13 protein-coding genes are annotated in these 16,050 nt (G+C 43.1%); 9 read left to right on the top strand and 4 right to left on the bottom strand.

The window, feature by feature from the left end; genetic code table 11:
* Window positions 1-174 precede the first annotated feature (174 nt).
* From AAEY97_RS02995 to argE, 3 genes are all read right to left on the bottom strand, one after another.
* The gene (locus AAEY97_RS02995; RefSeq protein ID WP_162022032.1) at window positions 175-714 is read right to left on the bottom strand and encodes a YceB family lipoprotein; all 540 of its coding nucleotides are present in this window, start codon (window positions 712-714) and stop codon (window positions 175-177) included.
* Window positions 711-3,359 carry a phosphoenolpyruvate carboxylase gene (ppc, locus tag AAEY97_RS03000; protein WP_350996493.1) on the bottom strand — a complete coding sequence of 883 codons (2,649 nt, stop codon included), beginning with the start codon at window positions 3,357-3,359 and terminating at the stop codon, window positions 711-713. Before ppc ends, AAEY97_RS02995 begins: the two co-directional genes overlap by 4 nt.
* 152 nt (window positions 3,360-3,511) lie before the next feature.
* Complete coding sequence (gene argE / locus AAEY97_RS03005; protein WP_011635680.1) at window positions 3,512-4,663, bottom strand: acetylornithine deacetylase; 1,152 nt, start codon at window positions 4,661-4,663, stop codon at window positions 3,512-3,514.
* Window positions 4,664-4,926: 263 nt separating this feature from the next.
* Between argE and argC the strand changes: the two genes are divergently transcribed.
* The 9 genes from argC (at window position 4,927) to AAEY97_RS03050 (ending at window position 15,007) form a co-directional block, all read left to right on the top strand.
* The gene (gene argC, locus AAEY97_RS03010; RefSeq protein WP_350996496.1) at window positions 4,927-5,907 is read left to right on the top strand and encodes an N-acetyl-gamma-glutamyl-phosphate reductase; all 981 of its coding nucleotides are present in this window, start codon (window positions 4,927-4,929) and stop codon (window positions 5,905-5,907) included.
* Between the two features lie 30 nt (window positions 5,908-5,937).
* Window positions 5,938-6,717: an acetylglutamate kinase gene (gene argB / locus AAEY97_RS03015; protein WP_350996499.1), complete on the top strand. Its 780-nt coding sequence runs from the start codon at window positions 5,938-5,940 to the stop codon at window positions 6,715-6,717.
* A gap of 14 nt (window positions 6,718-6,731) precedes the next feature.
* Window positions 6,732-7,637: an ornithine carbamoyltransferase gene (locus AAEY97_RS03020; RefSeq protein WP_162022034.1), complete on the top strand. Its 906-nt coding sequence runs from the start codon at window positions 6,732-6,734 to the stop codon at window positions 7,635-7,637.
* A 93-nt stretch (window positions 7,638-7,730) separates the two neighbouring features.
* On the top strand, window positions 7,731-8,954 hold the full coding sequence (locus tag AAEY97_RS03025; protein ID WP_335692039.1) for an argininosuccinate synthase: 1,224 nt from the start codon (window positions 7,731-7,733) through the stop codon (window positions 8,952-8,954).
* 153 nt (window positions 8,955-9,107) lie between these two features.
* Window positions 9,108-10,472 carry an argininosuccinate lyase gene (gene argH / locus AAEY97_RS03030; RefSeq protein ID WP_162022035.1) on the top strand — a complete coding sequence of 455 codons (1,365 nt, stop codon included), beginning with the start codon at window positions 9,108-9,110 and terminating at the stop codon, window positions 10,470-10,472.
* A gap of 614 nt (window positions 10,473-11,086) precedes the next feature.
* Entirely contained in the window at window positions 11,087-12,136 is a 1,050-nt protein-coding gene (locus AAEY97_RS03035; RefSeq protein ID WP_350996502.1) for a hypothetical protein, read from the top strand.
* Between the two features lie 6 nt (window positions 12,137-12,142).
* Window positions 12,143-13,198 (top strand): hypothetical protein, encoded by a 1,056-nt coding sequence (locus tag AAEY97_RS03040; RefSeq protein WP_350996505.1) that lies wholly within the window; start codon window positions 12,143-12,145, stop codon window positions 13,196-13,198.
* Between the two features lie 277 nt (window positions 13,199-13,475).
* On the top strand, window positions 13,476-13,859 hold the full coding sequence (locus AAEY97_RS03045; RefSeq protein ID WP_123778793.1) for a DUF3302 domain-containing protein: 384 nt from the start codon (window positions 13,476-13,478) through the stop codon (window positions 13,857-13,859).
* Between the two features lie 2 nt (window positions 13,860-13,861).
* Window positions 13,862-15,007, top strand: coding sequence for an HlyD family secretion protein (locus AAEY97_RS03050; RefSeq protein WP_101084825.1), 1,146 nt, complete (start codon window positions 13,862-13,864; stop codon window positions 15,005-15,007).
* 65 nt (window positions 15,008-15,072) lie between these two features.
* On the opposite strand, the gene AAEY97_RS03055 is transcribed toward AAEY97_RS03050, so the two are convergent.
* Entirely contained in the window at window positions 15,073-16,011 is a 939-nt protein-coding gene (locus AAEY97_RS03055) for a sensor domain-containing diguanylate cyclase (protein ID WP_350996508.1), read from the bottom strand.
* Window positions 16,012-16,050 lie beyond the last annotated feature (39 nt).

A 16,050-nucleotide genomic window follows, 5' to 3' on the forward strand; every position in this document is an offset into this window, starting at 1 on the left:
TGATTATTATGCACTCCAATATTGCCAAGTTATTGTACGTGGTTCTGATTGATTAGGAAATGCTCAGTTTTCTGATACTTGAGATGTTTAGCCTTTATTTTCGATGTGCATGTAGATGAGTTTGAAGCAATAAAAAAGCACCCTAAGGTGCTTTCTGCTACTACGATTATAACGTTAAAACTTAACCACCAGTTTGCCCTGTTGTACGGCAATTTCTTTGGTCATTTTAGCCATTAGCGCTTGATTACTGTCGCGAGTGTCTAAGGTATACACTGGCTGGTTTTCAAGATAATTACGTAAAAATCCCATTAGTTGTGGTGTTGCCTGGCTGATGTATCGTTCAATATCAGCGGGTTCAGACTCAACCTTGACTAAGTTTAACTGTCGAAGATAGACACTCTTGGTATTACTGTCATACCAAGGCACTGCCTCAAAAGTCGTTTTCAGCTTTGCATGGATCGGCAAAAGTGGGTTGTTAACTGTGATCACTGTTGCTGCTGTCACTGCCATAGTATTTGGCTTAGCGCCCAACACGACCTGCATATCATTTAGCTTAAGTGATACACCAATTAACTTGTTGCCCTGTTTTACTTCAAAATGCATGTCTTTATTAAGGTACTGCTCAATTTCAGACTCAGTGATACTGTACTGACTGGCACAGCCAGTCAGTAACAATAACAATCCAAGTCCAAGGGTTTTAACCAAGGTTATCATCCAGTGTTTCTCATTCCTGCTGCAACGCCGGCAATGGTCAGCATAAGTGCTAGCTGAACATCTGCAGACGGTTCAACTTCTCTACGTGTACGGGCTAATAGCTCGGTTTGTAAGAAGTTAAGTGGATCTATGTAAGGGTTGCGCAGTTTAACAGACTCACGGCTCCAAGGCGTATGTGACATTAACTCTGTCGCTTGGGTTAATGATAATACTGCTTCAATACCCAATTGCAGACGTTGACGTAACTTCTCGCCTAAATGATGTAACTCTGGCTTCACTAAACATAGCTCGTAGTACTTGGCTAAGTTAGGTTCTGCTTTGGTGTAAACCATTTCGAGCATTGAAATACGAGTTTCAAAGAAAGGCCAGTGCTCTTCCATTTCACGCAATAATGCTAACTCGCCACGATCTGCCGCATCTTGTAATGCTTCGCCAGCACCAAGCCAAGCGGGTAGCATTAAGCGGTTTTGTGACCAAGCAAAAATCCACGGAATCGCGCGTAAGCTTTCAATACCACCATCAACTTTACGCTTAGCTGGGCGACTGCCTAGTGGCAACTTACCGAGCTCAACTTCTGGTGTGGCAGATCTAAAATACTCAACAAAGTCCGGTTCTTCACGTACGATGCCGCGATAATGCAGTACTGATTCTTCAGCAATACGCTGCATGCAATCACGCCACGATTTTTTAGGCTCCGGTGGTGGTAACAATGTCGCTTCTAATACCGCTGAGGTATATAGCGCTAAACTTTGTACCGCTAATTTTGGTAAGCCAAACTTAAAGCGGATCATTTCGCCTTGTTCTGTCACACGGATGCGACCATCTACCGAACCTGGTGGTTGCGATAAAATGGCTTTATGAGCTGGTCCGCCCCCACGGCCGATAGAACCGCCACGACCATGGAACAACATTAATTTAACGTCAGCTTTTTTACACACAGCAACTAACTGCTCTTGTGCACGATACTGCGCCCAGGCAGCTGCCATTACGCCGGCATCTTTGGCTGAGTCAGAATAACCAATCATCACTTCTTGCATGCCTTTGGTGTAACCACGATACCAATCAATATTCAGTAGCGAAGTCATGCAGTCAGCGGCACCCTCTAAGTCAGCGAGGGTTTCGAATAATGGCACTACGCGCATTGGATTAGTGCAACCGGCTTCTTTTAGCAGTAATAATACGGTTAATACGTCAGATGGCTTGCTGGCCATTGATATCACATAAGAGCCCAGTGCATTCACTGGCTGCTGGGCGACTAAGTTGCAGGTTCTGACAACTTCAGCGACATCATCCGTCGGTTTCCAATTTGTTGGGATCAGTGGACGTTTGCTGGTTAATTCGCGCAGTAGAAACGCTTGTTTTTCATTTTCGTCCCAATGGTTGTAATCACCCATGCCCAAATAACGAGTCAGTTCAGCAATCACGTCACTATGGCGGGTAGCATCTTGACGAATATCTAGGCGTAACATGTGAATACCAAAACACGCTAAACGACGTAATATGTCGAGTAACAGGCCATTAGCAATCAGCTTCATACCGCAATCGGTCAAACTCTTATAAAGTAGTTCAAGCGGTTCAAGCAAATCTGATTTATGCCAAATTAGCTCGCTGGTATCAACATCAGGTTTTTTACCTTCAAGACGTGCGTTAAGGTAATCGATGGTGTCACGTAATTGGCAGCGTAATTTGCGTAACACATCGCGGTACGGTTCTTTACTGTTATCTGTTAACGCTGACAATTCAGCATTCGCTTGTTCCATCGACAATTCGCCAAGCAAGCTCACAATATCTTTTAAGTACAATCTTGCTGCGGCATGACGATTGCGATCGAGTACTTCTTGGGTGACGAGAGACGTTACAAACGGATTTCCGTCGCGGTCTCCGCCCATCCAGCTTGAAAATCTCACAGGAGAGACATCAATAGGTAATTGCTGGCCGGTCTTTTGCTCAACTTGATCATTGAGTTGACGCAGAAAGTCAGGAATAGCTTGCCACAAAGACGTTTCGATAGTGCTTAAACCCCAACGTGCTTCATCTACAGGAGTTGGGCGTTCGTTACGAATTTCGTTGGTGTGCCAAATTTGGGCAATAAGCTGACGCAGACGCAGAGTGCTTTGTTGGCGTTCGCGATCAGTCAGTTGGCTGTTTTCTTGTTCCGTTAAGCAATCAACTACAGCCGCATATTTTTGAATTAGCGTGCGGCGTGAAATCTCGGTTGGATGCGCTGTTAATACTAAATCGATGTCTAAGTTTTTTAAGCTCTTAATTACATCTTTTTTATCTAAATCAGTATCAAGCATGCGTCCAAGTAGTTGCTCTACTGGATCGGGCACACACACGAGTTCGTCGCAATTACGGCTAATGGTGTGAAATTGTTCTGCGATATTGGCTAAGTTTAAAAATTGGTTGAAGGCTTTGGCGAAAGGGACCAGTTCTTCGTCTGGTAAAGCGGTTAATAATGCCAACATTTGCTCACGAGAGGCTTCGTCACCCTGGCGAGATTTTTTTGCTAAAATTCGAATTTGTTCTACTTTTTCTAAAAATGCATCGCCTAAATGGTTTTGCATTGTTTCGCCTAATATCTGGCCTAAATGCCCCACATTTGATCGAAGTGACGCATACATATCTGCCGTTTGCTCTGTCATACTTACTCCCGAAAAAAAGAACGATTTTGCCAATAACTCTTACATCACAATACCCAGCGTATCAAAATCGGTCAATACGCAGGCACTGTATTTTGTAATTTTATTTCGTAAAAAAGTTACATTTTGATTTAACTTTCACCGATTATTGATGTTTACTTAATGCAGGCATGAAAAATCATTTTTTTGATCAATTCTACCGTTGGCGTTAAGTATTCTAAGCCAATAAATTCATCTGGTTGGTGGGCCTGGTTAATACTGCCCGGCCCAAGTACTAAAGTTTGGCAACCTAGTTTGTTGATATAAGGTGCTTCAGTTGAATAGTTGACCACTTCTGCTTCGTTGCCAGACAATTCTGCAACGAGTTTGGTCCATGGATTATCTGCTTTTCCTGCAAACGATTCTGCGCCTGGGTACAAAGTACTGACACTTATGCTGCCAGGATACTCTTTACTGATGTCAGATAAGTAGTTCAACACCATTAATTCCAGATCCGCTAACTCCATTCCCGGTAAAGGGCGAATATCTAAGTGTAAATCACAACAACCACAAATACGGTTTGCGGCATCACCGCCATGAATATGGCCAAAGTTCATGGTTGGGTAGGGGACAGTAAACGCATCTTCGCGATAATTCTCGCTTAAGTGCTGCTTTAGCTTCATTAGCTGGCTAATGACTTTATGCATAACTTCAATAGCATTAAGGCCGCGAGCAGGATCAGATGAATGACCACTTCGACCAATCACGCGGATCCCTTGGGCTAAATGCCCCTTATGCATATAGACAGGTTTTAAGCTGGTGGGTTCACCAATAACCGCATAATCAGGTGCGATAACTTTTGAGTCGGCAAATGCTTTAGCGCCGCTCATGGTGGTTTCTTCATCTGCACTAGCAAAAATAGTCAGCGGACGTTTGAATTGATCAAGTGGCATGTCTTTTAATGCTTCGAGTACTAATGCAAAAAAGCCTTTCATGTCGCAAGTGCCTAAGCCGTACCAACGATTGTCTTTTTCAACCATCTCAAATGGACTTTGGCTCCAACGGCCTTCGTCAAAGGGCACAGTATCTGTATGGCCCGCAAGTAAAAGCCCACCACTGCCGCTGCCGATTCTGGCAATCAAGTTCTGTTTATTACGCGAGTCTTCTACCGTGGGGGTTTCGCATTCAAAACCCAGCTCACTGAACCAATTTTGCAACAAGTTGATAACTGCATGATTACTCATATCGTGTTCTGCTTCGAGTGCACTGACTGATGGTGCTGCAATCAGCTGTGTAAAACAACTTTTTAGATCTGGTAGTGTGCTCATGGGTTATCCTAAAAAATAATATGTAAAATAATTATTCACATATATTGCATAATTAATATTGTGTGATAGTCTAGCAAACAGCATTAACCGACACCATAAATAGAACGATAGAAATGAAAATAAACATGTGCTTTCTTACTGCTAAAACCACTATATCAATAATCAACGCGAACTTCCTGCGACGATAGTCCAAAATTAGGCGGCCCCCGTCTAAATAGGCTATGCTGACACTTTCTCTCATTATTTAACAAGAAAACAAACTTATGAAAAGCATCGCAATTATTGGCGCCAGTGGTTATACCGGTGCACAAATTACCTCGTTAATTAACGCAGACAGCAACTTCAGCGTTCAAGGGTTGTATGTGTCGGAAAACAGTTTAGATAAATGCCGTAAATTAGCCGACCTTTACCCTACATATAGTCACATGGCTTATACGCTTTCGCCGTTATCAGATGACGCTAAAAAGAAAATTGTTGCCGAAGCCGATGCCGTGGTTTTAGCGACTGAGCATTCAGTTAGCCTAGAGCTTGCCGCATGGTTTTACCAGCAAGGTTTAGCGGTATTTGACTTAAGCGGTGCATATCGTTTTGCCGATGTGGCGCAATATCCAAAATGGTACGGTTTTGAACATACTCACCCTGATGTATTAGCTCAGGCGGTGTATGGCTTAGCAGAGTGGAACAGCGAACAAATTAAACAAACAAGAATGATTGCTGTACCAGGTTGTTATCCTACGGCATCACTTACTGCACTAAAACCGCTTAAACCATTCTTAACTGAAATGTATCCAGTAATTAATGCCGTGAGTGGTGTAACAGGTGCAGGTCGTAAAGCACAGTTACATACCAGTTTCTGCGAAGTTAGCCTTACGCCATACGGTGTATTGGGTCACAGACATCAGCCTGAGATTGCGACACATTTAGGTCAGGAAGTTATTTTTACGCCGCATTTAGGCAACTTTAAGCGTGGTATTTTGGCAACCATTACCGTGCAACTAAAACCAGGCACTACAGAAGCCGATGTCGCTAAAGCGTATAGCGTGTACGACAACGCGCCAATAGTGACAGTAAAGCACAATCAATTCCCTAAAGTTGATGATGTGGTTAACACCCCCAATTGTCATTTAGGTTGGAAATATGATGCCAACAGCGGTTATTTAGTGGTCGCCAGTGCGATAGACAATTTAATGAAAGGTGCTGCTAGCCAAGGTCTACAGTGCATTAAAATCCATTTCGGTGTGTAATTAACTCGCATTAGTGAAGGAATAAAAATAATGGCTACAAAATCAGTATTAGTTTTAAAAGTCGGTGGTGCGTTGCTTCAATGCGAAATGGGCATGGCGCGTTTAATGGCGGCAGCAGCCGAAATGCTTGCTGCGGGTCAACAAGTCATATTAGTCCATGGCGGTGGTTGTTTGGTTGATGAGCAATTAACCGCTAATGGCAAAGAAACGGTTAAATTAGACGGTTTACGTGTTACGCCAGAAGATCAAATTCCTATTATTGTTGGCGCGCTAGCAGGTACCTCAAACAAAATTTTACAAGCAGCTGCAGCTAAAGCTGGCATTGTTAGCGTAGGCATGAGCTTAGGCGACGGCAATGTTGTTACTGCAAAAATCAAAGATGAGCGTTTAGGACTCGTAGGCGAAGTTGAGCCAAAAGACGCGACCTACTTAAACTTTATTTTAAGCCAGGGCTGGATGCCAATTTGTAGCTCGATTGCCATTTCTAGCCAAGGCGAAATGTTAAACGTCAACGCAGATCAAGCCGCAACAGCCTTAGCAAAATTAGTTAATGGTACGTTGGTGTTATTGTCAGACGTATCGGGTGTGTTAGATGGTAAAGGTCAATTAATTCATAGTTTAAACAAAAGTGAAATTGAACATCTTGTTGCCCAAGGTGTGATTGAAAAAGGCATGAAAGTCAAAGTAGAAGCCGCATTGGAAGTTGCTCAATGGATAGGTAAACCCGTGCAAGTTGCTTCATGGCGCGATGCCGAACAGTTAAAAACCTTAGTCAAAGGTGGGTCCGTCGGGACTCAAATACAACCTTAATGGAGTAGTAGTATATGCAGCACCTATTGTCGATAAAAGAGTTAACTCAATCTCAGCTTTTAGCCATCATTGATCTGGCTAAAAAAATTAAGAATAACCCCGCTGAGTACCGTCGTGCTTTAGATGGTAAAAGCGTTGTGATGCTGTTTGAAAAGCCTTCACTGCGCACCCGAGTCAGCTTTGACATTGGCATTAATAAATTAGGTGGTCACTGCTTATACTTAGACCAACAAAATGGTGCGTTGGGACAACGCGAAACGGTAGCTGATTTTGCGACAAACATTTCATGCTGGGCCGATGCTATTGTGGCAAGAACATACTCGCACACCACCATCGAACAATTAGCTCAACATGGCAGCGTGCCGGTGATTAATGCTTTGTCTGACTTGTACCATCCATGCCAAGCGCTAGCTGACTTTTTAACACTATCAGAGCAATTTGATGACGTAAGCCAAGCAAAACTGGCTTATGTTGGCGATGGTAATAACGTCACCCACTCACTGATTTATGGTGCAGCGATTTTAGGCATGACCATGACAGTAATTTGCCCTGAAGGGGCATTCCCTGATGCACTAATCGTGACAGAAGCTCAGGCGTTAGCAAAGCAAAATGGTGGCAAGTTAACTCTAAGTGCAGACATTAATGCCATTGAAGGCCATGATGCTATTTACACCGACACTTGGATTTCTATGGGTGATGAAACACCGCTTGCTGACATTAAAGCCCGTTTTGCACCATACCAAGTTAATAGTGAGCTAATGGCTCAAGCTGGTGCTAAATTCTTTATGCATTGCTTGCCAGCACATCGTGGTGTGGAAGTGACAGATGAAGTGATGGATGGCGAAGGTTCATTGATTTTACATCAAGCAGAAAACCGCATGCATGCGCAAAATGCAGTATTAGTGACCTTATTAAGTTAGTCACCTTATTTAAGTTATTCAAAAGATTAAGTCAATAGTGCCTCTGGCGTTATTTAAATTGAAAATATACGTAATCGATTTTAGGAAATAAACATGTCTAATGCAGTGAAAAAAACCGGTGTTAAAAAAGTGGTATTGGCATATTCAGGTGGTTTAGACACCTCGGCTATTATCCCGTGGCTAAAAGAAACTTATGACGACTGCGAAATCATCGCATTTTGTGCCGACGTAGGCCAAGGCGAAGAAGAGCTCGTTGGCTTAACAGAAAAAGCCTTAGCGTCAGGTGCTTCTGAGTGCCATATCGTCGATCTAAAAGAAGAGTTTGTTGCTGATTATATTTACCCAACTATTGCAACGGGTGCTATTTACGAAGGTACATACTTGTTAGGTACGTCAATGGCGCGTCCTATTATTGCTAAAGCGCAAGTAGAAGTCGCCCGTAAAGTCGGCGCTGACGCGGTATGTCATGGCTGTACTGGTAAAGGTAACGACCAAGTTCGTTTTGAAGGTTGTTTTGCTGCATTAGCACCAGACTTAAAAGTGATTGCGCCTTGGCGTGAGTGGGAAATGCGTAGCCGTGAAGACTTATTGGCTTACCTTGCAGAGCGTGATATCAAAACCAGTGCTTCAGCGACCAAAATTTATAGCCGTGATGCCAACGCATGGCACATTTCGCACGAAGGTGGCGAGTTAGAAGATCCATGGAACGAGCCATCAAAAGGCGTATGGACATTAACCGTAGCACCAGAAGACGCACCAAACGAGCCTGAATATGTCTCATTAGCGGTTAAGCATGGTCGTGTGACTCATGTAAATGACGAAGCATTATCGCCATATGCCGCACTCATGAAGCTAAACGACATTGCTGGCAAACACGGTGTAGGTCGTATCGATATTACCGAAAACCGTTTAGTGGGCATGAAGTCTCGTGGTTGTTATGAAACCCCGGGCGGCACCGTAATGTTTGCTGGTCTGCGTGCCATTGAAGAATTAGTTTTAGACAAAACTAGCCGTACGTGGCGCGAGCAAATTGCTGGGCAAATGTCGCACCTAGTGTACGACGGTCGTTGGTTTACCCCTTTATGTAAATCACTTATCGCAGCGTCAGAATCATTAGCAGAATCGGTTAATGGTGATGTAGTGATTAAGCTGTATAAAGGCCAAGCGACAGCCGTTAAAAAACGTTCGCCAAACAGCTTGTATTCAGAAGCTTTCGCAACGTTTGGCGAAGATGACGTATACGATCAAAAACACGCTGAAGGCTTTATCCGTTTATATTCTTTAGCGAGCCGTATTCGCGCGCTAAACACTAAATAGATTTTACGCCAACGATATAAAGGCGCTGAAAAGCGCCTTTCTTATAATGACTTTTGGCAAACAGAGAGTTATTACAAGAAAGAGAATAAGACTTACAGCTATATTATTAAATACCCAGTTCTTAAAACAGTTTTCAAAACAGAGGATACCGACATGGCGTTATGGGGCGGAAGATTTCAGGGCGAAACCAGTGCACTTTTCAAGTTGTTTAATGACTCACTGCCAGTGGATTACCGCTTATTTGAACAAGACGTTGTCGGCTCTATTGCATGGGCAGATGCCATTGCTAGCGTCGGTATTATTACTGCAAAAGAATGTATCGATTTAAAAGCAGCTTTAAATGAATTGCTGGTGGAAGTGGGTAATGATCCACAAGCGATTATCAGCAACGGCGCCGAAGATATACACAGCTTTGTTGAACAAAAGCTGATTGCCAAAGTGGGCGATTTAGGCAAAAAACTCCACACGGGCCGTTCGCGTAACGACCAAGTCGCCACAGATTTAAAGCTGTGGTGCAAAAAAGAAGGTGCTGCATTACTCGCACGTTTAGGTACATTGCATGCAGAGTTAATTGCATTAGCTGAGCGTGAAGTCGATGCGGTTATGCCGGGTTACACCCATTTACAACGTGCACAGCCGGTTACTTTTGGTCACTGGGCGCTGGCTTATGTTGAAATGTATGAGCGTGATATTAGCCGCCTACAAGATGCATTAAGCCGTGCCGATTCATGTCCATTAGGTTCTGGCGCACTAGCTGGTACCGCTTATCCGATTGATCGCCACGCGTTAGCGGCAGCGTTAAACTTTGCTCGCCCTACCTTAAACAGTTTAGACAGTGTGTCTGATCGCGATCACGTAGTTGAATTATGCAGCGCCGCATCAATCAGCATGATGCATTTAAGCCGCATGGCTGAAGACCTAATTTTCTTCAACTCTGGCGAAGCTAATTTTATCTCGTTAGCCGATGAAGTCACTTCTGGATCGTCATTAATGCCACAAAAGAAAAACCCCGATGCCTTAGAGCTTATTCGTGGTAAAACCGGCCGTGTATATGGCAGCTTAATGGGTATTTTAACGACCATGAAAGCCTTGCCATTGGCGTACAACAAAGACATGCAAGAAGACAAAGAAGGCTTGTTCGACGTAGTCGACAGTTGGGCTATTTGCTTAGACATGGCAGCATTAGTATTGTCGGGCTTAAAAGTGAATCGCCCACAAGCTTTGGTCGCCGCGCAACAAGGTTATGCTAACGCAACCGAACTTGCTGATTATCTTGTGGCTAAAGGCATGCCGTTCCGTGAAGCACATCATGTAGTCGGCGAGGTGGTGGTATTTGCCATTGGTGAGCAAAAGCCGATTGAAGACTTAAGCGTGGCTGAGCTACAAAAATTTGCCAACGTGATTAGCGATGATGTGTATCCAAACCTTACGATTGAAGCGTGTTTAGAAAAACGTGATGTATTAGGTGGCACCGCTATCAATCAAGTGCAAGCAGCCATAGCAGCTAAAAAAGCATAGCTATAAAAGCATAACGATAAGTACTTATTTCGATAGCATCGAGGTAGATATTAGTAACCAAGCCCTGTTGATATTCATCGGCGGGGCTTGTTTGTTTTCGCCACCATAAACCATAGCTAGAACACACTATAGAGCAGTCATTTATTTAACCACGCTGCGTATGCAGAGGTTGTGGTCGTTTGTATTGCTTCTTATGTATTCAATTTAGGATCAATGCACATCACGCTATCACCACTCTAGCTATCGATTTTACTCATCGATATCACTCATTGATATTATTCATAAGATAGCCACGCCAACATTCGGTTAAATTTTTTTACAAGTTTGAGTAATTACTTAAAACATCTGTGTCAAATACCATAACGTCCCATTTGAGTTGTTATTGCCTACCGCTAAATATCGGAATGCTAGTCGGTTTAAATTGTTATCTGTTAATTCAAACACTCGGTCTATTTTGACAATAAATAGGCCGAATTTTTGTGGTTGCATTGTTTTGATTCTGCTCTATGTTGATGTTGGAGTTGTAATAAAAAATCCAATATGAGTAACAAAATAATAAAGTTCTGTTAACAGTGCTGTTGGCGCTGCAGCAGATAAAATAAGAGGACAACCCAATGACAAAATCGATACTTTTACTGTTGGCAGGCTTATTAACTGGCGCAGCTCAAGCAGCCGTTGGTAGCTACCCAGTAGTGTTAGTGCATGGCTTTCAACCGGATAATTTACAAAGTAAGCCGACAGGTACACAGGTAACTGACAATGGTTCAGAGTACTGGGCGCAATATTGGCGTGATCGCGCTGATGCACGCATTGATTGGCCATCGCAAGAGCGTATTGCCAATAAAATAACCAGTCTATATGTGTGGCCTAAATTGCAACAGTTGTCGCGTGAGGGGACATGTGCCAGCGGTTGTGTATTTGTGACCCATTCTACTGGCGATTTAGTGATGCGCTATATTATTGATAACCAAGCTCTATGGTTGCAAAACGCAGGTTTAAAGCCGCTTAATATTGTCGCCACATTTGACTTTTCTGGCGCGGGTGGTGGGGTTGAATTGGCTGATTTGGCGGTTAATGTCGCCAGTGGTTCAGGTTTGATAGATGCAACATTAAAACTAGCTGTGTCGTTATGGTTAGGAGAACTGCCATCGTCATCCAATATTGGGGTATTGAATGATTTACGCGTAAATACTGCACGCCAATTGGCAGCGTTTCCTGAAAGCCGAGTGCCACGTTTACGTTTTGCTGGGGCAGGCTCTGACTTTCTCGGTGTGACAGGGGCATTTTTACCCGGCGAAGATGATGGCGTTGTTGCCAGCCATTCTAGTTGTGGTGCTGCGGCCGTTGGCAGTTACAACAGTTGTTCGCGCAATGTGGCATTTGATGGCAAGCTCACCTCGACTAATGGCCCGAGCGGATTTATGCCTTATCACTATCCAATGTTGATGAGTGAAGGTTATAGCCATGGCGACACTATTTTAAATAGCGCTAAAGATGAAGTAACTTCTGCTAATAGTCGTGCCAATTATCTCAATGGCGATAACTTACAATTCAGCACCTATGATGAAAAACGTGGCTGGTGGATATTTAGTTCACGTTATAGAGTGGTTAATCATTCGAATAAAACCAGCATGTCAGCACTTGTGTATCAGGCTGCTAACTAAGCGTATATGAAATATAAAAAAATCATTATAACAATATCCCTACTCGCTACGGCAGTAGGGTTTTGGGTTTACACTTCTGAGTCGGCACTTGAGCCACCTCAGAGTGCGGCCGTTATCGAGCAAGATGATACCGCGCCAACCAAACCGAAAGTAGTAAAACACATGCAAACTAAAACGATGACCGTGGTTGAAAAACTTCCACAGCCGATCAGTGATAGTTTTCAGCTTATGGCAGAGGCTTATGCTAGCGAACTTGAGTTGCCATCTTACTCAATGCCTTTATCGGTTGATGATACACATTTACTTAACCCCAATGCTTACATTCCTCAGCTGGTGCAGCTCCAAGATGGAGCCAGTGCCAGCATAGTGTTGCCTAAGTATCGTTTTAGTTTTCCTGAACCAGTGGTTATTAATCTTGAGGTGAATGGCTTGTTTGTTACTGGGGCAAGTGCAGTATTACACAGTGAGCTTACAAGTGGATCGGAGCCATTCATTAGCGGAACCATGCTAGGTGCCGATGGAAAATGGGCGATACAACTGAATGCTGAAGACGATTGGAATGGTCCAATGGAGGTCAGTGTTACCTTTAGCGCTAAGGGCAAAAAACAAACGTTAAAAACAGGCATAGAATATAGTCATCCTACGGCAACCATAACCGGAGTGGAGGATATCCGCGCTGAAGGCAGTGATATGTTGATACCAGTTAAATTGGATGTTGAGCAAGCGGGTTATTATCGTTTACGGGCCAATCTATATACAGCAGATAAGCAGCCGATTGCCTTGCTAACGGGTTCAGACAAGCTGACTGAAGGCTCTGTGGTGCTGGATCTTAAAGCCTATAAAGGGGTGTTAGCGCAATATAAAGGCCCTTATGTTCTGAGTACATTTGTATTGGAGCGCCGCCCTGCAGTACCCGGTGAGTTAACTCAGTACGGCCACAGTGAGGAACCTGCCTACGAGTTAGGTGATTTTGCGGTTGAGTCGTTATCTGATGAGCCATGGCAACCCGATGAGCAAGAAATGCAGCGACTTGAGTTTTTGCAAAAAATGGCAACAGACTAGGTGGTAATCATTGTTGCTTACATTATCTAAAGCCCGCGTTAGCCAATAACGTGGGCTTTTGTATGCATAAATAACGTCAAAGTTGCCATGATTACTGCATTAATTCGTGCAAATAAGTAATGGAGGCAATGACTATAAAATAGATAATCTGCTTAGTTTCTTCGTTGTTGCAACAGTTTCAATGTATTTTTTGTAATCAGTTCTATACTAAAAATAGGTTCATTGTTTATTTAAGTAAAGACACTTTGATGATAATAAATTGAAATTGGGAGCAGATATGTTTTTAGATTATTTTGCGCTAGGGATTATATTTTTTGTCGTGATATTTATTTTTTACGGCATTATTGCGATTCATGATATTCCTTACGAGATTGCGAAAAAACGTAATCATCCACAGCAAGATGCATTGCATATTGCTGGTTGGGTAAGCTTATTTACATTGCATGCCATTTGGCCATTTTTATGGATTTGGGCCACGTTATATCGAGAAGATAGAGGCTGGGGATTTAGTGATTCGAGAAAGCGAGAATTGATACTCGAGGGTGAAGTTAAAGAGCTAATGAATCATGTCACAGCGTTAACGGATCGTTTGTCGCTATTAGAGCAACGTTCTGCTGTCACGACTCCTCCCGTTTCTGATGAACACTCACAAGAGGCCTAAGCATGGACTTACTACTGATACTGACTTATACCGCATTTTGTATTGCAGTTTTTAAAGTATTTAAAATTCCGTTAACCAAATGGACTGTGCCGACAGCTATTCTTGGCGGAATTGTATTAATTGGTACTTTATTAATTTTAATGAATTATAACCATCCCTATTCGAGGTTTGCTCGCGAGTATTTTGTCACTATTCCGATTGTGCCCGCAGTTAAAGGATTGGTTATCGAAGTCAATGTTAAGCCAAATACACCAGTAAAAGAAGGTGAGGTGTTATTTAAAATTGACCCTACACCTTACCTTTCAATGGTTAAGCAAAAACAAGCGGCGCTAAAAGAAGCAGAACTGCAAGTACCACAACTTGAAGCCGCTTTTCAAATAGCGGCAGCTAAAGTTGAACAAGCAACAGCAGATAAAGATCGTACAGAATCAGTCTATCGACGCTATGAAGACGGTCGCAAAAAAGCGGGGCGTAATTCACCGTTTACTGAGCTTGAGCTCGACAATCGTCGCCAATTATACATAGCTTCATCAGCGCAACTAGATGCCGCTTTAGCTGAGGGGCTGCGGACTCGTTTGGCATATGAGTCGAATATTGATGGCGTCAATACCAAAGTAGCAGGCCTACAAGCTGAACTCGCTAAGGCTGAATATGACTTACAGCAAACAGTCGTCAGAGCGCCTGCGGATGGTGTAGTGACTCAATTAGCGCTACGAAAAGGCGCTATGGCTGTGCCTTTACCTTTGCGCCCAGCACTGACGTTTATTCCAGATGAGACGAGATATTTTGCTGGCGCTTTTTGGCAAAACTCATTATTACGTCTTAAAGAAGGTGATGAAGCCGAAGTGATAATTGATGCCATGCCTGGACAAGTGTTTAAAGGCAAAGTTGCCAAAATACTCCCAGCTATGGCAGAAGGTGAAATTCAATTTAGCGGAAATTTACAGTCATCGAATAAGTTGTTTCAACGCGGTCGAGTATTGGTGTTGATTGAGCTAGAAGATGACGCAATAAGACAATCATTGCCAGCAGGTGTCGCAGGGCAAGTGGCTATTTATACCGATCATTTTAGCCATGTTGCGGTAATGAGAAAGGTATTATTAAGAATGCAGGGCTGGTTAAATTACTTGTTTACAGAAGGACATTAACCTCGACTTTATGAGCTCCAGGGTTTAAACGTTTTTCTCAATAATGGTGGCAAGATGAAACCAAATTATACAGTCTGTGCTTGCTGTACTTGGTTTCTGCCGCCGCGTTTGGCGCAATACATAGCCATGTCTGCTCGGCTAAAAAGGTCTTGTATTACCTTGTCTCCGGCGGTTAATGAACTTACGCCAATAGACGCAGTAACGTTAATGTTGCTATTTGCTTGAGTGGTATGAAATGAGTGTTTGGCAATATGTTCTCGAATACGCTCAGCAATGATCATTGCACCTTCACCGTCGGTCATCGGTAAGATGATGGTAAACTCCTCACCACCGATTCTGGACAATGAATCTGATTGGCGCAGTAAATCAGTGCATATTTGGGCAAACTGTTGAAGTATGCTATCTCCACCCTCATGACCAAAATTGTCATTAATCACTTTAAAGTAATCGATATCGATAACCAACAAGGATAACTGTTGGTTAAATCTGATCGCTCTGGCACATTCTTGTTTTGCTAATTGGTTATATGAGCGACGATTATGCACCCCAGTTAGTTGATCTGTATTCACTAAACTTTCGATTTGTTGATGTGCTTGTTCTAGTGATGTTTGTGCCTGTTTTAGGTTGGTGATATCTGCGCCCATAATAATGGTGTAACCACTGTCTAAGTTAATCCTGGTCATTTTAAACCAACGCCCATCAGACAGATCTGTTTCATACTGGTTTAGAGCCTTTTCTGAATGCAGTTTATGCAGATTTTCCAGCCATTGTTCAAAATCATCAGTATTGATAATAACGCCTTGCTTAGTTCCCCAAGCGTGGCGTAATAAATCGCCTGATTTTTTGCCAATAGCATCTTCTGTGGTAGTGCCAAAGATGCTGGCGAAGTGCTGATTACAGTAGATAACTTCTTTATCTTGGTTGAGTACACCGAAACAATTTGGAGTGAGTTTTAATGCATCCAAGAGGATGGGCTCTAAATTGACAGGTGGACTTTGCGGCATAGGATACTCAACAATGTGACGATACTTGGGCGTAATTAT

The sequence above is a fragment of the Shewanella sp. TB7-MNA-CIBAN-0143 genome (assembly GCF_040310065.1).
Classification (GTDB): Bacteria; Pseudomonadota; Gammaproteobacteria; order Enterobacterales; family Shewanellaceae; genus Shewanella.